This window comes from Bradyrhizobium sp. USDA 3364, assembly GCF_054056355.1.
This window is the reverse complement of record NZ_JBSRYG010000002.1, coordinates 4,006,779-4,022,332: the sequence shown is the minus strand read 5'-3', so window position 1 is coordinate 4,022,332 and position 15,554 is coordinate 4,006,779. Positions and strand designations below refer to the sequence as shown.

12 protein-coding genes are annotated in these 15,554 nt (G+C 65.0%); 4 read left to right on the top strand and 8 right to left on the bottom strand.

The window, feature by feature from the left end; genetic code table 11:
* Positions 1-62: 62 nt before the first annotated feature.
* Entirely contained in the window at positions 63-3,539 is a 3,477-nt protein-coding gene (locus ACVILL_RS18990; protein ID WP_456730450.1) for an indolepyruvate ferredoxin oxidoreductase family protein, read from the top strand.
* Here the strand turns inward: ACVILL_RS18990 and mctP are convergent.
* The 4 genes from mctP to ACVILL_RS18970 form a co-directional block, all read right to left on the bottom strand.
* Complete coding sequence (gene mctP, locus ACVILL_RS18985; RefSeq protein ID WP_456730449.1) at positions 3,510-5,000, bottom strand: monocarboxylate uptake permease MctP; 1,491 nt, start codon at positions 4,998-5,000, stop codon at positions 3,510-3,512. The two genes, ACVILL_RS18990 and mctP, sit on opposite strands and share 30 nt — an antisense overlap.
* A 10-nt stretch (positions 5,001-5,010) precedes the next feature.
* Positions 5,011-5,196 (bottom strand): DUF3311 domain-containing protein, encoded by a 186-nt coding sequence (locus ACVILL_RS18980; RefSeq protein ID WP_456730448.1) that lies wholly within the window; start codon positions 5,194-5,196, stop codon positions 5,011-5,013.
* A 145-nt stretch (positions 5,197-5,341) separates the two neighbouring features.
* Positions 5,342-6,352, bottom strand: a complete 1,011-nt coding sequence (locus ACVILL_RS18975; protein ID WP_456730447.1) for a tripartite tricarboxylate transporter substrate binding protein — start codon at positions 6,350-6,352, stop codon at positions 5,342-5,344.
* Positions 6,353-6,550: 198 nt separating this feature from the next.
* Positions 6,551-7,462 (bottom strand): LysR substrate-binding domain-containing protein, encoded by a 912-nt coding sequence (locus ACVILL_RS18970; RefSeq protein ID WP_456730446.1) that lies wholly within the window; start codon positions 7,460-7,462, stop codon positions 6,551-6,553.
* 143 nt (positions 7,463-7,605) lie between these two features.
* Between ACVILL_RS18970 and ACVILL_RS18965 the strand changes: the two genes are divergently transcribed.
* From ACVILL_RS18965 to ACVILL_RS18955, 3 genes are all read left to right on the top strand, one after another.
* A complete protein-coding gene (locus ACVILL_RS18965; protein ID WP_456730445.1) occupies positions 7,606-8,754 on the top strand; it encodes an HlyD family secretion protein in 1,149 nt (382 codons plus the stop codon).
* A gap of 482 nt (positions 8,755-9,236) precedes the next feature.
* Entirely contained in the window at positions 9,237-10,841 is a 1,605-nt protein-coding gene (locus ACVILL_RS18960) for an MDR family MFS transporter (protein WP_456730444.1), read from the top strand.
* A gap of 26 nt (positions 10,842-10,867) precedes the next feature.
* The gene (locus ACVILL_RS18955) at positions 10,868-11,326 is read left to right on the top strand and encodes a carboxymuconolactone decarboxylase family protein (protein ID WP_456730443.1); all 459 of its coding nucleotides are present in this window, start codon (positions 10,868-10,870) and stop codon (positions 11,324-11,326) included.
* Between the two features lie 105 nt (positions 11,327-11,431).
* Here the strand turns inward: ACVILL_RS18955 and ACVILL_RS18950 are convergent, their stop codons facing one another.
* From ACVILL_RS18950 to ACVILL_RS18935, 4 genes are all read right to left on the bottom strand, one after another.
* Positions 11,432-12,763 carry an IS1182 family transposase gene (locus tag ACVILL_RS18950; RefSeq protein ID WP_456729626.1) on the bottom strand — a complete coding sequence of 444 codons (1,332 nt, stop codon included), beginning with the start codon at positions 12,761-12,763 and terminating at the stop codon, positions 11,432-11,434.
* A 206-nt stretch (positions 12,764-12,969) separates the two neighbouring features.
* A complete protein-coding gene (locus ACVILL_RS18945) occupies positions 12,970-13,830 on the bottom strand; it encodes a D-amino-acid transaminase (RefSeq protein ID WP_456730442.1) in 861 nt (286 codons plus the stop codon).
* A gap of 230 nt (positions 13,831-14,060) precedes the next feature.
* A complete protein-coding gene (locus ACVILL_RS18940; RefSeq protein WP_456730441.1) occupies positions 14,061-14,792 on the bottom strand; it encodes an amino acid ABC transporter ATP-binding protein in 732 nt (243 codons plus the stop codon).
* Positions 14,793-14,860: 68 nt separating this feature from the next.
* Positions 14,861-15,553: an amino acid ABC transporter permease gene (locus ACVILL_RS18935; protein WP_456730440.1), complete on the bottom strand. Its 693-nt coding sequence runs from the start codon at positions 15,551-15,553 to the stop codon at positions 14,861-14,863.
* Between the last annotated feature and the right edge of the window lies 1 nt (position 15,554).

Genomic DNA, 15,554 nt, shown 5'->3' with positions numbered 1-15,554 from the left:
CCTACCAGGCCGGCAGGCATAGCCTTGTCCAATCAGATAGCGCGATTCCGGAGGGGTCAGTTATGGGCCAGATGCCGTTGCTCGCCGCCTACCAGCTGTCCGAGCGCTACAGCCGCGAACGCGGCCGCGTCTTCCTCACCGGCACGCAGGCGATCGTGCGCATCGCGCTCGATCAAGTACGGCGCGACCGCGCGGCCGGGCTCAACACCGCCGGCTTCATCTCCGGCTATCGCGGCTCGCCGCTCGGCGGCGTCGATCTCGAACTGTGGAAGATCGGCGAACTGCTCAAGGACAGCCGCATCGAATTCCTGCCCGCTGTGAATGAGGACCTCGCGGCGACCGCCGTGCTCGGCTCGCAGCAGGTCGAGACGCAGAAAGACCGCGAGGTCGATGGCGTGTTCGGGCTGTGGTACGGCAAGGGCCCGGGTGTCGATCGCTCCGGCGATGCGCTGAAGCACGGCAATGCCTACGGCTCCTCGCCGCGTGGCGGCGTGCTTGTGGTCGCCGGCGACGATCATGGCTGCGTGTCGTCCTCGATGCCGCACCAGTCCGACGTCGCCTTCATGAGCTGGTTCATGCCGACGCTGCATCCGGCCGATGTCGGCGAGTATCTTGCCTTCGGCGAGTATGGCTACGCGCTCAGTCGATTTTCCGGCATGTGGGTCGGCTTCAAGGCGATCTCGGAGATCGTGGAGTCCGGCGCCTCGATCGAACTGGCTGCGCCGCGCCGTTTCGTGCCGCCGGATTTCGTGCCGCCGCCAGGCGGCTTGCATTATCGCTGGCCGGATTTGCCGGGCCCGCAGATCGAGGAGCGGCTGGAGGCGAAGAAGCATGCGGTCTACGCCTTTGCAAAAGCCAATCCGACCGACCGCCGCATCTACGGCATCAAGGACGCGAGCTACGGCATCGTCACCACAGGCAAGGCGCATCTCGATCTGATGGAGGCGCTGCGACTGGTCGGGCTGGATGAGGCCGCATGCCGCCGCTTCGGCATCGACATCTACAAGGTCGGCATGGTGTGGCCGCTCGCGCTGCACGACGCGATGGAGTTCGTGAAGGGCAAGCGCGAGATCCTGGTAGTCGAGGAGAAGCGCGGCATCATCGAAAGCCAGTTCAAGGAATATTTCTACGACTATCCCGGCGCCAAGCCGGAGCGGATGGTCGGCAAGCATGACGAAACCGGCGCGCGGTTGATCTCCTGGACCGGCGAATTGTCGCCGCGCATGCTGGCCGATGTGCTGGCGCGACGGCTCGATCCGATGTTTCCGGAGCTGCAATTGGCACACCACGTCGCCGCGCTCAGGCCCGCGCAGGACCGCATGATCGCGGTGCCGGGCGCGACACGGACGCCCTACTTCTGCTCGGGTTGCCCGCACAACACATCGACGAAAGTGCCCGAGGGCTCCAAGGCGCTGGCCGGCATCGGCTGCCATTTCATGGCGAGTTGGATGGACCGCGAGACCTCGTCGCTGATCCAGATGGGCGGCGAAGGCGTCAACTGGGCGGCGTCGTCGAAATTCACCGGCAACAGCCATGTGTTCCAGAATCTCGGCGAAGGCACCTATTATCACTCGGGCTCGATGGCGATCCGGCAGGCGATCGCCGCCAGAGCCAACATCACCTACAAGATCCTGTTCAATGACGCAGTCGCAATGACCGGCGGCCAGCCGGTCGACGGCCCGGTCAGCGTGCAGGCGATCGCCCACAGCGTCCGCGCCGAGGGTGTCGCACGCATCGCGCTTGTGTCGGACGATCCCGATCATTTCTCGCCGGCGGATCTGCCCGCAGGCGTCACCATCCATCCGCGCGAGGAGATGGACGCCGTGCAGCGCGAGCTGCGCGCGATACCCGGCGTCACCGTGCTGATCTATCAGCAGACCTGCGCCACCGAGAAGCGGCGCCGCCGCAAGCGCGGCACGATCGCCGATCCCGCGCGCTTTGCCTACATCAACGACCTCGTCTGCGAGGGCTGCGGCGACTGCTCGGTAGAATCCAACTGCCTGAGCGTCGAGCCGAAGGAGACGCCGTTCGGCCGCAAGCGCAGGATCAACCTCTCGACCTGCAACAAGGATTTTTCTTGCCTCAACGGCTTCTGCCCGAGCTTCGTCACCATCGAGGGCGGCAAGCGGCGCGCGAAGAGCGCAAGCGCGATCGATCCGCTTGCGCGCGCCGCTGCGCTTCCCGCGCCGGAGATTGCGGCGCTCGAACACCCATATGATTTGCTGGTGACCGGCGTCGGCGGCACCGGCGTCATCACGGTCGGCGCGCTGATCGCGATGGCCGGCCATCTCGAGGGCCGCGGCGTCTCGGTGCTCGACTTCACCGGCTTCGCGCAGAAATTCGGCCCGGTGCTGAGCTATCTGCGGCTTGCGGCCGCGCCCGCGGCGCTGCACCAGGTACGGATCGACCAGGGCGCGGCCGACGCGCTGATCGGTTGCGATCTCGTGGTGAGCTCGTCCGCCAAGGCGTCCGGCACCTACCGCAAGGGCATGCGTGCCGCGGTCAACGTCGCCGAGATGCCGACCGGCGACGTGGTGCGCTTCCGCGACGCCGACCTCGCCTCGCCGGTTCGGCTGCGCGCCATCGAGCGGGTGATCGGGCCTGGTAACCTCACCACCATCGACGCCAATGCGCTGGCCGAGCGACTGCTCGGAGACAGCGTGTATGCCAACATCATGATGCTCGGCTTCGCCTGGCAGCAGGGCCTGGTGCCGGTGTCGCTGGACGCGCTGACTCGCGCGATCCAACTGAACGGTGTCGCGGTCGAACGCAACAAGCAGGCGCTGGCCTGGGGCCGGCTCGCCTTTGCCGATTCGGACTTTCTGCCGAAGGCCGAACATGCGGCCGACGGCGCGCCGGAGACGCTGGAGCAGACGATCGCGCGGCGGACCGAATTCCTGCGCGACTATCAGGATGAAGCCTATGCCGCGCGCTATCGCGCAACCGTCGAGCGCGTCCGCGGCGCCGAGGCGGTACTCGGCAGCGAGACGCTCACCGACGCCGTCGCCCGCTCGCTGTTCAAGCTGATGGCCTACAAGGACGAGTACGAGGTGGCGCGGCTGCATATGCAGACCGGCTTCCTCGACGAGCTGAAGCGCGAGTTCGATGGCGACTTCACGGTGCAGTATCATCTGGCGCCACCCTTGCTGCCGGCGCGGCGCGATCCCCGGGGACGGCCGAAGAAGCGCGCGTTCGGGCCATGGATCCAGACGCCGCTGCAGTTGCTCGCGAAACTGAAGGGGCTGCGCGGCACGAAGTTCGACGTGTTCGGCTACACCGCGGAGCGCCGCGCCGAGCGCGAGCTGATCGTCTGGTACGAGGCGCTGATCGATACGCTGCTCAGCAGGCTCGATGCCGCGCGCCTGCCGTACCTCACAGCGATAGCAAGGGCGCCGATGGACATTCGCGGTTATGGGCCCGTCAAGGATGCCGCGATCGAGACAACCAAGGCGGAGGTGGCGCGGCTCATCGCGCTTCTCACCTCCGCCCCATTGGATGCAGGCGACGGCTCAAGCCGCCGCGCCACGCTTGGCGGGTGAGATCACGCCGACCACGACGGTCGCAATCACCGCCACCACGACGTTGAGCAGCAGTGCGCCAAGGCCGACATAGAAGCTGTAGCTGGCATCCCCGAGCGAGATGCTGGCGAGCGGCTTCAGCCCGTTGCTCCACGCCGTGTAGCTGCCCCAGCCGATGCCGGCGGCCCAGCCGAGCAGCAGGCCCTCGGCACGGAACCAGACGGTGAACAGGCCGAACACCAGCGCCGGCAACGTCTGCACGATCCAGAGGCCGCCGAGCAGTTGCAGGTCGAGCGCATATTGCGTCGGCAGGAACAGGATGAAGGCGAGCGCGCCGACCTTCACCACCAGCGAGGTGATCTTGGCCACCGACGCCTCACCGGCATGCGAGATATCCGGATTGACGTAGGACTTCCAGACATTGCGGGTAAACAGATTGGCGGCGCCGATGCTCATCACCGCCGCCGGCACCAGCGCGCCGATCGCGATCGCCGAGAACGCAAATCCCGCGAACCATTCCGGGAACAGCGTCTTGAACAGCATCGGCACCACGTCGTTCGGCGACGTCACCTTGATGTTGGCGGCATGGGCCATGTAGCCGAGCAGCGCGATCAGGCCGAGCAAGAGCGTATAGGCCGGCAGCAGGATCGCATTCTTGCGGATGGTATCCGCCGACTTCGAGGCGAAGATGCCCGTCAGCGTGTGCGGATACATGAAGGCGGCCAGCGCCGAGCCGAGCGCCAGCGTCGCATAGGGCAGATATTGCCCGGGCTTCAGCGTCAGCCCGGTGGCGCCGCCCTTCGCCGTGAAGGCGTCGTTGGCCGCCGCGAACACCGCGCCATAGCCGCCGAGCTTGGCGGGCACCACGACCACGGCGGTCAGCACCACGACGTAGATCATGATGTCCTTGACGAAGGCGATCAGCGCCGGCGCGCGCAGGCCGGAGCTGTAGGTATAGAGCGCGAGGATCACGAAGGCGGCGATGATCGGCAGCTCGCCGCTCAATCCCATCGCCTTGATCACGACCTCCATGCCGATCAGCTGCAGCGCGATGTAAGGCATCGTCGCGACCAGGCCGGTGAGCGCCACCGCGAGCTCGAGCGCGCGTGAGCCATAGGCGCCGTGGACGACATCGGCTGCGGTGACGTAGCCGTTGGCATGCGCCTTCTTCCACAGCACCGGCATCACGGCGAACACGAAGGGATAGACGATGATGGTGTAGGGCAGCGCGAAAAACCCGTAGGCGCCCACCGCATAGACCAGCGCCGGCACCGCGATCACCGTATAGGCGGTGTAGAAATCGCCGCCGACCAGGAACCAGGTGATCCAGGTGCCGAACTGGCGGCCGCCGAGGCCCCACTCGTCGAGATGCTCGCTGACCGGCCCGGATTTCCAGCGCGCAGCGAAGAAGCCCATCACGGTGACGAGCGCGAAGAAGAAGACAAAGACGGAGAGCGCCACCCAGGCGATGTGATCGGTCATGGCTGCCCCCTCACCGCGTCTCGTCGCCGTCAGGCGTACGGCTGCGATAGACCAGCCAGATCAAGAGCGAGGAGATCGGCACCCAGGCGAGCTGGTACCAGTAGAAGAAGGGAAAGCCGAACAGCGACGGCTCGAGGAAATTATAGAACGGCACCCACAGCAAGCCGATGAACGGCAGCAGCAACAATATCCACATGGCCTACTCTTTGACGCAAGACATAGCTCAAGGCGGGAGGTTCCGCTGATCATGGCAACGATCCGGGAACCGGTTCGTTGCGTCTAGAATCACGGTCACGGCAATGCGACGCAAAAAGATGTGATCGTCACTTGGCGCATGCCGCCTATTCGGCCTTGATGCCGGCGTCCTTTATCACCTTGCGCCAGCGCGCCTCCTCGCCGGCAAAGTAGCGGTCGAGCTCGGCCGGCGGTGAGGCCACCATCACGAGGCCCTCATTGACGCTGAGCTTCTTGAAGGCCTCCGCCTGCACGGCCTTGGCCGCTGACTTGTTGAGACGGTCGATGACCTGGGGCGGCGTGTTCGCGGGCGCGTAGAGGCCGTACCAGGACTCCGCGAGATAGCCGGATACGCCGGCTTCCGACACCGTCGGCAATTGCGGGAACGCCGGCGAACGTTCGGCCGAGGTCACCCCGATCGCGCGCAGCTGCCCGGCCTCGACCAGCGAGGCGCAGCTCGCCACCGTGGTGAACATCACCTGGATCTGGCCGCCCATCAGGTCGGTGATCGCGGGCGCCGCGCCCTTGTAGGGAACGGTCGTGAGATTGACGGAAGCCATGTGCTTGAACAATTCGCCGGCGAGATGCGCCGAGGTTCCGGTGCCGTAAGTGCCGTAGGACAGTCTTTCCGGATCGGCCTTCGCCGCCGCGATCAGGTCGGCGATCGACTTGATCGGCGAAGACGGATTGACCACGACGACGTTGAACGAGCGCGCCAGCAGCGCCACCGGCGCGAAATCCTTGTGCGCGTCATAGGGCAGCTTGCTGTAGAGGCTCGGATTGACGGCGTTGGCGAAGGTCGCCATCAGCAGCGTGTAGCCGTCGGGCGGGCTCGTCGCGACGCTTTGTGTGCCGATGATGGTACCCGCCCCGGGCTTGTTCTCGATGATGACGGTGACGCCGAGATCCTTCTGCAGCTCCTGGGCCAGCGTCCGCGCGACGACATCGGTGCCGCCGCCGGGCGCGAACGGCACCACGATCTTGACGACGTGGTCGGGATAAGCGGCACGTGCAGCAGCACGTTTGCTGCGAGCGCGAACAGGATCGATGCGAGGAGACGATGCGGCATGGCGGGCCCCGGCGGCAGGCGGTGAGTTCTTGATACACGCGAACGCCATGCAAGGGATGCCGGGCGGTCATGACGCTGGGAGAAGCACCAGTAGACCCGTCACCCTGAGGAGCGCGGAACGCGCGTCTCGAAGGGTGCACGGCCAGCAGCCGGGCCGTCGATCCTTCGAGACGCCGCTTCGCGGCTCCTCAGGATGACGGGAAAAGTGCGCCGTACGCCCTCCTCGCAATCACGGCTGCACCGCCAATCACGAATACGGATTGATCAGCTTCTGCTGCTCGGTGGCGTGATGGACCAGGAGGTCGATGAAGGTGCGCACCTTCGCCGAGAGATGATGGCGGTGCGGATAGACCGCGTTCATGGTGAGCTCGACCGGCCGGTACTCCGGCAGCAGGCGGACCAGTTGGCCCGACTCGAGCTCGTCGCGGACTAGGAAGCCGGCCGCGAGGAACACGCCGACGCCGGCGAGCGCGGCGAGCTTCAGCGTTTCGCCGCTGTTGGAGATCAGGTTGCCGGAGACCCGCACCGCGGCCGGCGTGCCCTTGCGGTCGGTGAAGTGCCACTCGTCGCCATAGGGGTAATTGGCGTGGCGCATGCAGTTGCGCGCGGAAAGGTCGGCGAGCTGCTCGGGCTTGCCGTGCTGCGCGATATAGCCGTGGGACGCGCACAGCACATGGCGCCAGGTTGCGATGGTACGCACGATCAGGCTGGAGTCCGGCGGCGGCACCATGCGCACCGCGAGATCGTAATTCTCGTCGATCAGATCGGCGTTGCGCTCGCCGATCGTGAGGTCGACCTTGACCTCGGGATAGGTCGCGAGGAACTCGGCCACCGCAGGCGACAGGAACTGGACGAGATGAGTGTTGGTGAAGATGCGCAGCGTGCCGCGCGGCACCGATTGCTGCGCGCTTGCGACGTCATCGGCCTGCTCTATATCGGCAAGGATCTGCACGCAGCGGTCGTAATAGGCCTGGCCGACCTCGGTAAGGCTGACCTTGCGCGTGGTGCGGTTGAGCAGCCGGGCGCCGAGCCGGTCCTCCAGCGACTGGACGTGGTTGCTCACCATTGTCGTGGACATGTTGAGCTTGCGGCCGGCCGCGGAAAAGCCGCCGGAATCCACGACCCGGACGAAGGCGGTCAGGCTGGTCAGGCGATCCATGCGACGAGGTCCGGATTATCAGCGCTGGCTTGATAATGCTTCCAGTTTTATCGGGATTATCACAGCGGGGAGGACATTGCATCTAAGCGGCTGTACCCGGCGCCCTTTCTGGAAGGACGCGAATGTTCGGCCAGGAGAAGACCATGTCGACGACCACCTATGCCCCTGAAGAATCATCAAAAATCGGCCTCCGCCCATCGCGGGGCACGATCAAGCGGGCAGCCCTCGGGCTGGCCGCGCTGATCGGCATCGGCGTCGCTGCCGATTTTGGCTACGACTACGTCACCACCGGCCGCTACCTCGAATCGACCGACGACGCCTATGTGAAGGCGGACTCCACGATCATCGCCCCGAAAGTGTCGGGCTACATCGCCAAGGTGCTGGTCACCGACAACCAGCCGGTGAAGGCCGGCCAGTTGCTGGCCCAGATCGACGACCGCGACTACCGCACCGCGCTCGGCCAGGCCAAGGCCGATGTCGACGCCGCGGATGCGTCGGTGCGCAATCTCGATGCCCAGCTCGAACTGCAGCAGCCGATCATCGACCAGAGCACCGCCGACGTCGGCGCCGCCGAAGCCAACCTGAAATTCGCCCAGGAAGAGCAGACCCGTTACGACGGGCTGATGAAATCAGGCTCCGGCACCATTCAACGCGCGCAGCAGACCGACGCTGCGCTGCGCGCCAGCACCGCGCAATTGCAGCACGCCAAGTCGGCGCTGTCGGCGGCGCAGCGCAAGGTCGATGTGCTGACCACGCAGCGCGCCCAGGCCACAGCGCAAGTCGATCGCGCCCGCGCGGTCGAGCAGCAGGCCGAGCTGAACCTGTCCTACACAAAGATCACCGCGCCGGTCGACGGCACGGTCGGCGCCCGCACGCTGCGCGTCGGGCAGTATGTGCAGGCCGGCACCCAGCTGATGGCGGTGGTGCCGCTGGATGCGGTCTATGTGATCGCCAACTTCAAGGAGACGCAGCTGACCCATGTGCGCAACGGCCAGCCGGTCGAACTCACCATCGACAGCTTTCGCGACACGACGCTGAAGGGTCATGTCGACAGCCTGTCGCCGGCCAGCGGCCTCGAATTCGCACTGCTGCCGCCCGACAACGCCACCGGCAATTTCACCAAGATCGTGCAGCGCGTGCCGGTGAAGATCGTGCTCGACGATCACAACCTCACCGGCCTGTTGCGGCCCGGCATGTCGGCGATCCCGACGGTCAACACCAAGGCAACCGTGCTGGCCGAACGTGAAGAGAAGCGGCGGCTGGCGTCAACGACGCGGCAGAACGGCGGGTAGCGACGACCGTTTCTTCGACTGGCGCGGCGCGTTCGATCACCGCATTGGTGGTCGATCGCGTTCTTGCCGTGTCGTTCCTCTTATTGTTACCGCGAGCGCCGGCGGTAAGGCTCCCTCCCCCCTTGCGGGGGAGGGTTGGGGAGAGGGGTGCCGCTTGCGCTGAGGTTCAACGCATCGCGCGAACGCAACTGCTGAGAAGCAAGACGTAGAGCAGGATTGAACGCGTCGCGGTTGATCTCTGATGTCAGCTTCCGGGGCCACCCCTCTCCCCACCCTCCCCCGCAAGGGGGGAGGGTGCCGGTCCAGCATGCTCACCTCACTAGTCGACACACCCACGTAAACCAAACGCGGCGCCGAACCGTAGCGCGGTCGCATCCTCCGCGCGATTATCAATCGGCACCGAACAATCCTTCCAGTCTTTCCCCGATTATCGAAACGGGCCGCCTAATACATGTTGCTTCCGTAAGCGAGAGAACACGCCGATGACCGCGCTCCAACCGACAGCCAACGCTGCCCTCACCGCCCCCGCAGCCCCCGCGACGCCAGCGATCCCGACCAAGACCTGGATTGCGGTGATCGGCGCGACGCTCGGCGCGTTCATGGCGGTGCTCAACATCCAGATCGTCAACGCCTCGCTCGCCGACGTGCAGGGCGCGATCGGCGCCGGCATCGACGACGGCGGCTGGATCTCGACCTCCTACCTGATCGCCGAGATCGTGGTGATCCCGCTGTCCGGCTGGCTCGCGCAGGTGTTTTCGGTGCGCCTCTATCTGCTCACCAATGCCGCCTTGTTCCTGGTGTTCTCCGCGGCGTGCGCGCTGGCGCAGGACCTGCCGCAGATGATCGCGCTGCGTGCCGTGCAGGGCTTTACCGGCGGCGTGCTGATCCCGATGGCGTTCACGCTGATCATCACGCTGCTGCCGAAGGCGAAGCAGCCGATCGGACTCGCCCTGTTCGCGCTGTCGGCGACGTTCGCGCCGGCGATCGGCCCGACCATCGGCGGCTATCTTACCGAGAACTGGGGCTGGCAGTACATCTTCTACGTCAATCTGGTGCCCGGCGCCGTGATGATCGCGATGCTGTACGTGTCGCTCGATCCCAGCCCGATGAAGCTGTCGCTGATCCGCCAGGGCGATTGGCTCGGCATCATCACGATGGCGATCGGCCTCGCCGCGCTGCAGACCGTGCTGGAAGAAGGCAACAAGGACGACTGGCTCGGCTCGCCGTTCATCGTGCGCCTGTCTGTCATCGCAGCGGTCGCGCTGGTCGCGTTCCTGATCGTCGAGTTCACCGTCGAGAAGCCGCTGCTCAATTTGCGCCTGCTCGCCCGCCGCAATTTCGGCTTCGGCATGCTGGCCAACTTCCTGCTCGGCATCGCGTTGTACGGCTCGGTATTCATCCTGCCGCAATATCTGTCGCGCATCCAGGGCTACAACGCCGAGCAGATCGGCATGGTGCTGGCCTGGACCGGCCTGCCGCAGCTCCTGCTGATCCCGCTGGTGCCGCGGCTGATGCAGCGGTTCGACCCGCGCATCATCATCAGCATAGGCTTCGCGCTGTTCGCCGGCTCCAACTTCATGAACATCTTCATGACCAACGACTACGCCACCGACCAGCTGTTCTGGCCCAACATCGTCCGCGCCATCGGCCAGGCCCTGGTGATGGCCCCGTTGTCGGCGGTGGCAACCGCGGGCATCGAGCTGGAGAACGCGGGCTCGGCCTCCGCTTTGTTCAACATGATGCGCAACCTCGGCGGCGCGGTCGGCATCGCGGTGCTGCAGACGGTCCTGACCAAGCGCGAGCAGTATCACTCCAACGTGCTGATGCAGTCGGTCTCGCTGCTGGAGCAGGCGACGCGCAGCCGGATCGACCAGCTGATGCACTATTTCATGAACCACGGCGTCGCCGATCCGATGTCGGCCACCAACCGCGCGATCGGGGCGATCGGCAAGGTCGTGCAGAAGCAGGCCTACATCCTCGCCTTCAGCGATACCTTCTATCTGCTCGGCGTGGCGCTGATCATCGCGCTGGCGGCGACACTGTTCCTGAAGAAGCCGGGCCAGCTCGCCGGCGGCGGCGCCCACTAATCAATCACCCAAAAAGGAGAACGACCATGAAAGCCCGTCTGAACTTCTACCAGGCCGCACCCGAGACCATCAAAGCGCTCGTAGCCGTGGAAAGCCAGATCAATGCGAGCGGTCTCGAGCAATCGCTGATCGAGCTGGTCAAGACCCGCGCCTCCCAGATCAACGGCTGCGCCTATTGCATCAACATGCACACCGAGGACGCCCGCAAGCATGGCGAGACCGAGCAGCGGCTCTATCTGCTCGACGCCTGGCGCGAGTCGCCGCTCTACAGCGAACGCGAACGCGCGGCGCTGGCCTGGACCGAAGCGCTGACGCTGGTGTCCGAGACGCATGCACCCGACGCCGACTATGAGGCCGTGCGCGCGCAGTTCACGGACGGCGAGCTGGTCAACCTGACCACGCTGATCGGCGCCATCAACGCCTGGAACCGGATCGCGATCGGCTTCCGCGCGGTGCATCCAGTGAAGGTGAAGGTGGCGGCGTAGCAGCACGACGATCTATCCCCGTCATCCTGAGAGGCTGTGACCCTATTTGAAGTTAGCAGCTGCGGCAAAAGCGGGATTGGGCTGTGACGATTTGATGGCCAGGCTTCAAGCTGCAGCCTGGAGCAGGCGGTGGCCGGCCAGGATGTTGTTGGTGAGTGCGAACCAGCGCAGGACCGTCTGGACCTTTTTGAGGCCGCGTACGGTGAACTGCTGCAGGCCCCAGTTGCGGAAGCGAGCGTTGATACACTCCGCCTGGGCTCGACGCTTGTAGATCGACTTGCCACGTGGGCTCTTCATGCGGGCTCGCCAGGCGGCGACGCCGGGCCCATCGTTGTCGCGTGGCTCATATGGGTCGCGCTGGTGCTTGCTGCGTGAAGGCGGCCCGTAGACCTTGATGCCGCGGTCAGCCGCCCACTCGGTATCCTCATTCTTGTTGAAGCCGCCGTCGATCAGCAACCGCTTCGGCCATCGGCCATGGCGGCGGTTGATCTCCTCCAGCATCGGCCGGGCCAAGCCGCGGTCGGAGCCGACGGTTTTGACGTCCGGGATGATCACGATCTGGCCACCGGCGACGGTCGAGAGCTGGCAATTGTAGGCGGGGCGGAAGCCGCCATCGGCCATTTTCATGACGCGGGCATCGGGGTCGGTGGTGGAGGCGCGCGGCTCCTTCTGCTTCTCGACCTCCTTCTTGTTGGTCTTGCTGCGCCGTTCGCGTTCCGCCTCGATCTCGGCCAGCTTTTTCAGCGCTGCCGCCACGCGCTGCTCGCGTTCACGCAGGGCCCGTTCGTTGGCCGCAGCGATCCGCCGGCTGCTGGCTTGCGGATCGTCGGTTGCTTCGTCCTTCAGCTGTCGGATCAATCGTTGCGCCTTGCGCAACTCCTTGTGAAGCTTCCTGCGGCGGCGGAACGACTTGCTCCCAGCCGAGGCACGTACCCGCACTCCGTCCTGCGCCACCTCATCGAGGTCGATGATCTCGGCCACCGACAGGCTGGCGATGTTTTCGCTCAACAGCCGATCCAGAAGCTCCGGATGCGCCGTGCGGAAGTCGGCAAGGCCGTGATAGTTCACACTCACCCCGCCGCAGAGCCACCGATAGACGTCGTGGCTCTCACACAGCCTGGCCAGCGCTCGCGCGCTGCCAACCCCCTCGCTCGTCGCATAAAGCCACAGTGCCAGTAAAAGCCGCGGGCTCGCCGGGGCCTGTCCCGCCGTGTGGGTTCGAGCTCTAATCGCCTCTTCAAGCTCGCCCAGATCAAGCTTCTCGACGTAAGCCCAGATCACCCGGACTGGATGATCGGCGGCTACCAGCGCCTCCAGATCGACTGCCCGAAGCTCGATCTGATCGCGTACCGGTTCCCGCATCCGCGGCTGCCCCGGATCGCTCTCCCGCTCAGCTTTCTGTACCGGAAGATCGGCAAACAGTTCGTCGCCAGGCATCGCTGCACCTCTCGGATAGTACAGCTGCAGGAATCACTCCGCGTAGGAAAACTCAACCCTCATCCCGAACAAAGATTCACACCCTCTGAGGTGCGAGCGGAGCAAGCCTCGAAGGATGCACGGCCACAGTCGGGCCGTCGACCCTTCGAGGGCCGCCGAAGAAGCGGCCACCTCAGGGTGACGGTTTGGCTTTCGTGCCTGCGCCTCTACACCGCCGTCGCCAAGGCGAACTCGACATAGATCTCGCGCAGGCGATCGGTGATCGGGCCGACCTTGCCGTTGCCGACCTTCTTGCCGTCGATCGCGATCACGCCCTGCACGAACACCGAGGCACTGGTGATGAAGGCCTCCTTGGCGGCGAGCGCTTCCTCGACCGTGAAGGCGCGCTCCTCGATGCGGAGCTGGCGCTCTTCGGCGAGCTTGACCACCGCCTTGCGGGTGCAGCCGGGCAGGATCTCGTTGCCGTTCTGCCGGGTCACGATGACATCGTCCTGGGTGACGATAAAGGACGAGGACGAACCGCCCTCGGTGACCTTGCCGTCCTCGATCATCCAGGCCTCGCCGGCGCCGGCCGCGGCCGCGGCCTGCTTGGCCAGCACCTGCGCGAGCAGCGCCACGCTCTTGATGTCGCGCCGCTCCCAGCGAATGTCGGGCACCGTGATGACGTTGATGCCGGTCTTGGCCGAGGGCGCGTTGATGATGTCCTTTTCCGAGGCGAACATGACAAGGGTCGGCTTGACGTCCGCCTTCGGGAAGGCGAAGTCGCGGCCCATATCGGCGCCGCGGGTGACCTCGAGATAGACCATGCCGTTGACGAGGTTGTTGCGCTTCACCAGCTCCTTCTGGATCTCCTCGATCCGCTCCAGCGTCTCCGGCAGCGCAAGCTGGATCTCGCCGACCGAACGCTTGAGCCGCGCCAGATGCGAGGCGTTGTCGATCAGCTTGCCCTCGAGCACCGCCGCCACCTCGTAGATGCCGTCGGCGAACAGGAAGCCGCGGTCGAACACCGAGACCTTGGCCTCGGAATGCGGCACGAACGAGCCGTTGACGTAAGCGATCTTTTCCACGCGAGTTCTCCTGCGGACGAAGGGGGAGTTTCGGGCCTTCGTATACGCAAATTGTTAACGGGGATAAACCCCCGAGGGGCCCCGTGGCCCTTCCCCGTCATTGCGAGCGAAGCGAAGCAATCCATGGCTCCGCATATGCGGACAGGTGGATTGCTTCGTCGCGGAGCCTGTCATCGGGCGCGCGTTCGCGCGACCCGTTGGCTCCTCGCAATGACGAGGATAGGCTCAGCCTAATGCTGCAGGATCTTCGACAGGAACTTCTGCGCGCGGTCGCTGCGCGGCGTGCCGAAGAAGTCGGCCTTCTTGGCGTCCTCGACGATCTCGCCGCGGTCCATGAAGATGACGCGGTCGGCGACCTTGTTGGCAAAGCCCATTTCGTGGGTCACCACCATCATGGTCATGCCCTCACGGGCGAGGTCGACCATGACGTCGAGCACCTCGCTGATCATTTCCGGGTCGAGCGCCGAGGTCGGCTCGTCGAACAGCATCGCGATCGGGTCCATCGCCAGCGCGCGGGCGATCGCGACGCGCTGCTGCTGGCCGCCGGACAACTCGGCGGGAAACTTCTTCGCGTGATCCTTCAGCCCGACCCGCTCCAGCAGCTTCATGGCCTTGGCCATGGCGTCGTCATGCTTGCGGCCCAAGACCTTCTCCTGCGCGAGGCAGAGATTGTCGATGATCCGCAGATGCGGGAACAGCTCGAAGTGCTGGAACACCATGCCGACGCGCGAGCGCAGCTTCGGCAGGTCGGTCTTGGGATCGTTGACCTTGACGCCGTCGAGCGTGATGTCACCACCCTGGATCGGCTCCAGCGCATTGACGCATTTGATCAGGGTCGACTTGCCCGAGCCGGACGGGCCGCAGACCACCACCACCTCGCCCTTGGCGACGCTGGTGGTGCAGTTCTTCAGCACCTGGAAGGTCGGCCCGTACCATTTATTGACGTGATTGATCTCGATCATGATGGCTCAGCTTTTTGTTTGGGCATGACCTTGTCGGAAAACCGGTTCCCACTTTTCCGGGTCATGCCTCAGCGAACAATGGCAATGCGCGCCTGCAGACGGCGGACGCCAAAGGATGCGACACAGGAAATGACGAAGTAGACCAGCGCGGCGAACAGATACATTTCGACCAGACGGCCGTCGCGCTGCGCGACCTTGCTGGCGGCGCCGAGGAAATCCGGGATCGACAGCACGTAGACCAGTGAGGTGTCCTGGAACAGCACGATGGTCTGCGTCAGCAGCACCGGCAGCATGTTGCGGAACGCCTGCGGCAGCACGACGTAGCGCATCGACTGCGCGTAGGTCAGGCCGAGTGCGCTGGCCGCGGCCGGCTGGCCCTTCGAGATCGACTGGATGCCGGCGCGCATGATCTCGGAGAAGTACGCCGCCTCGAATGCGATGAAGGTGATCAGCGAGGAGGCGAACGCGCCGACCGTGATCGGCCGCGACGCTCCGGTCAACCACTGCCCGATATAGGGCACCAGGAAGTAGAACCAGAAGATCACCAGCACCAGCGGCAGCGAGCGGATGAAGTCGACATAGAGGCCGGCGATGCGCCCGAGCACCTTGTAGCTCGACAGCCGCATCAGGGCGATCAGGGTGCCGAACACCAGGCCGCCGAACGCCGCGAGCGCCGTCAAGGTCAGGGTGAAGCGCATGCCCTCCAGGAACAGGTAGGGCAGCGCGCGGCGGATGACGTCGAAATCGAAATTGCCGAGCATC

Excerpts from the sequence above, each read along its gene's own strand:
- ACVILL_RS18950 (WP_456729626.1), bottom strand. The coding sequence starts at position 12,763 with ATGCCTGGCGACGAACTGTTTGCCGATCTTCCGGTACAGAAAGCTGAG.
- mctP (WP_456730449.1), bottom strand. The coding sequence starts at position 5,000 with ATGACCGATCACATCGCCTGGGTGGCGCTCTCCGTCTTTGTCTTCTTC.
- ACVILL_RS18975 (WP_456730447.1), bottom strand. The coding sequence starts at position 6,352 with ATGGCGTTCGCGTGTATCAAGAACTCACCGCCTGCCGCCGGGGCCCGC.
- ACVILL_RS18940 (WP_456730441.1), bottom strand. The coding sequence starts at position 14,792 with ATGATCGAGATCAATCACGTCAATAAATGGTACGGGCCGACCTTCCAG.
- ACVILL_RS18970 (WP_456730446.1), bottom strand. The coding sequence starts at position 7,462 with ATGGATCGCCTGACCAGCCTGACCGCCTTCGTCCGGGTCGTGGATTCC.
- ACVILL_RS18955 (WP_456730443.1), top strand. The coding sequence starts at position 10,868 with ATGAAAGCCCGTCTGAACTTCTACCAGGCCGCACCCGAGACCATCAAA.
- ACVILL_RS18990 (WP_456730450.1), top strand. The coding sequence starts at position 63 with ATGGGCCAGATGCCGTTGCTCGCCGCCTACCAGCTGTCCGAGCGCTAC.
- ACVILL_RS18980 (WP_456730448.1), bottom strand. The coding sequence starts at position 5,196 with ATGTGGATATTGTTGCTGCTGCCGTTCATCGGCTTGCTGTGGGTGCCG.
- ACVILL_RS18960 (WP_456730444.1), top strand. The coding sequence starts at position 9,237 with ATGACCGCGCTCCAACCGACAGCCAACGCTGCCCTCACCGCCCCCGCA.
- ACVILL_RS18965 (WP_456730445.1), top strand. The coding sequence starts at position 7,606 with ATGTCGACGACCACCTATGCCCCTGAAGAATCATCAAAAATCGGCCTC.
- ACVILL_RS18935 (WP_456730440.1), bottom strand. The coding sequence starts at position 15,553 with ATGCTCGGCAATTTCGATTTCGACGTCATCCGCCGCGCGCTGCCCTAC.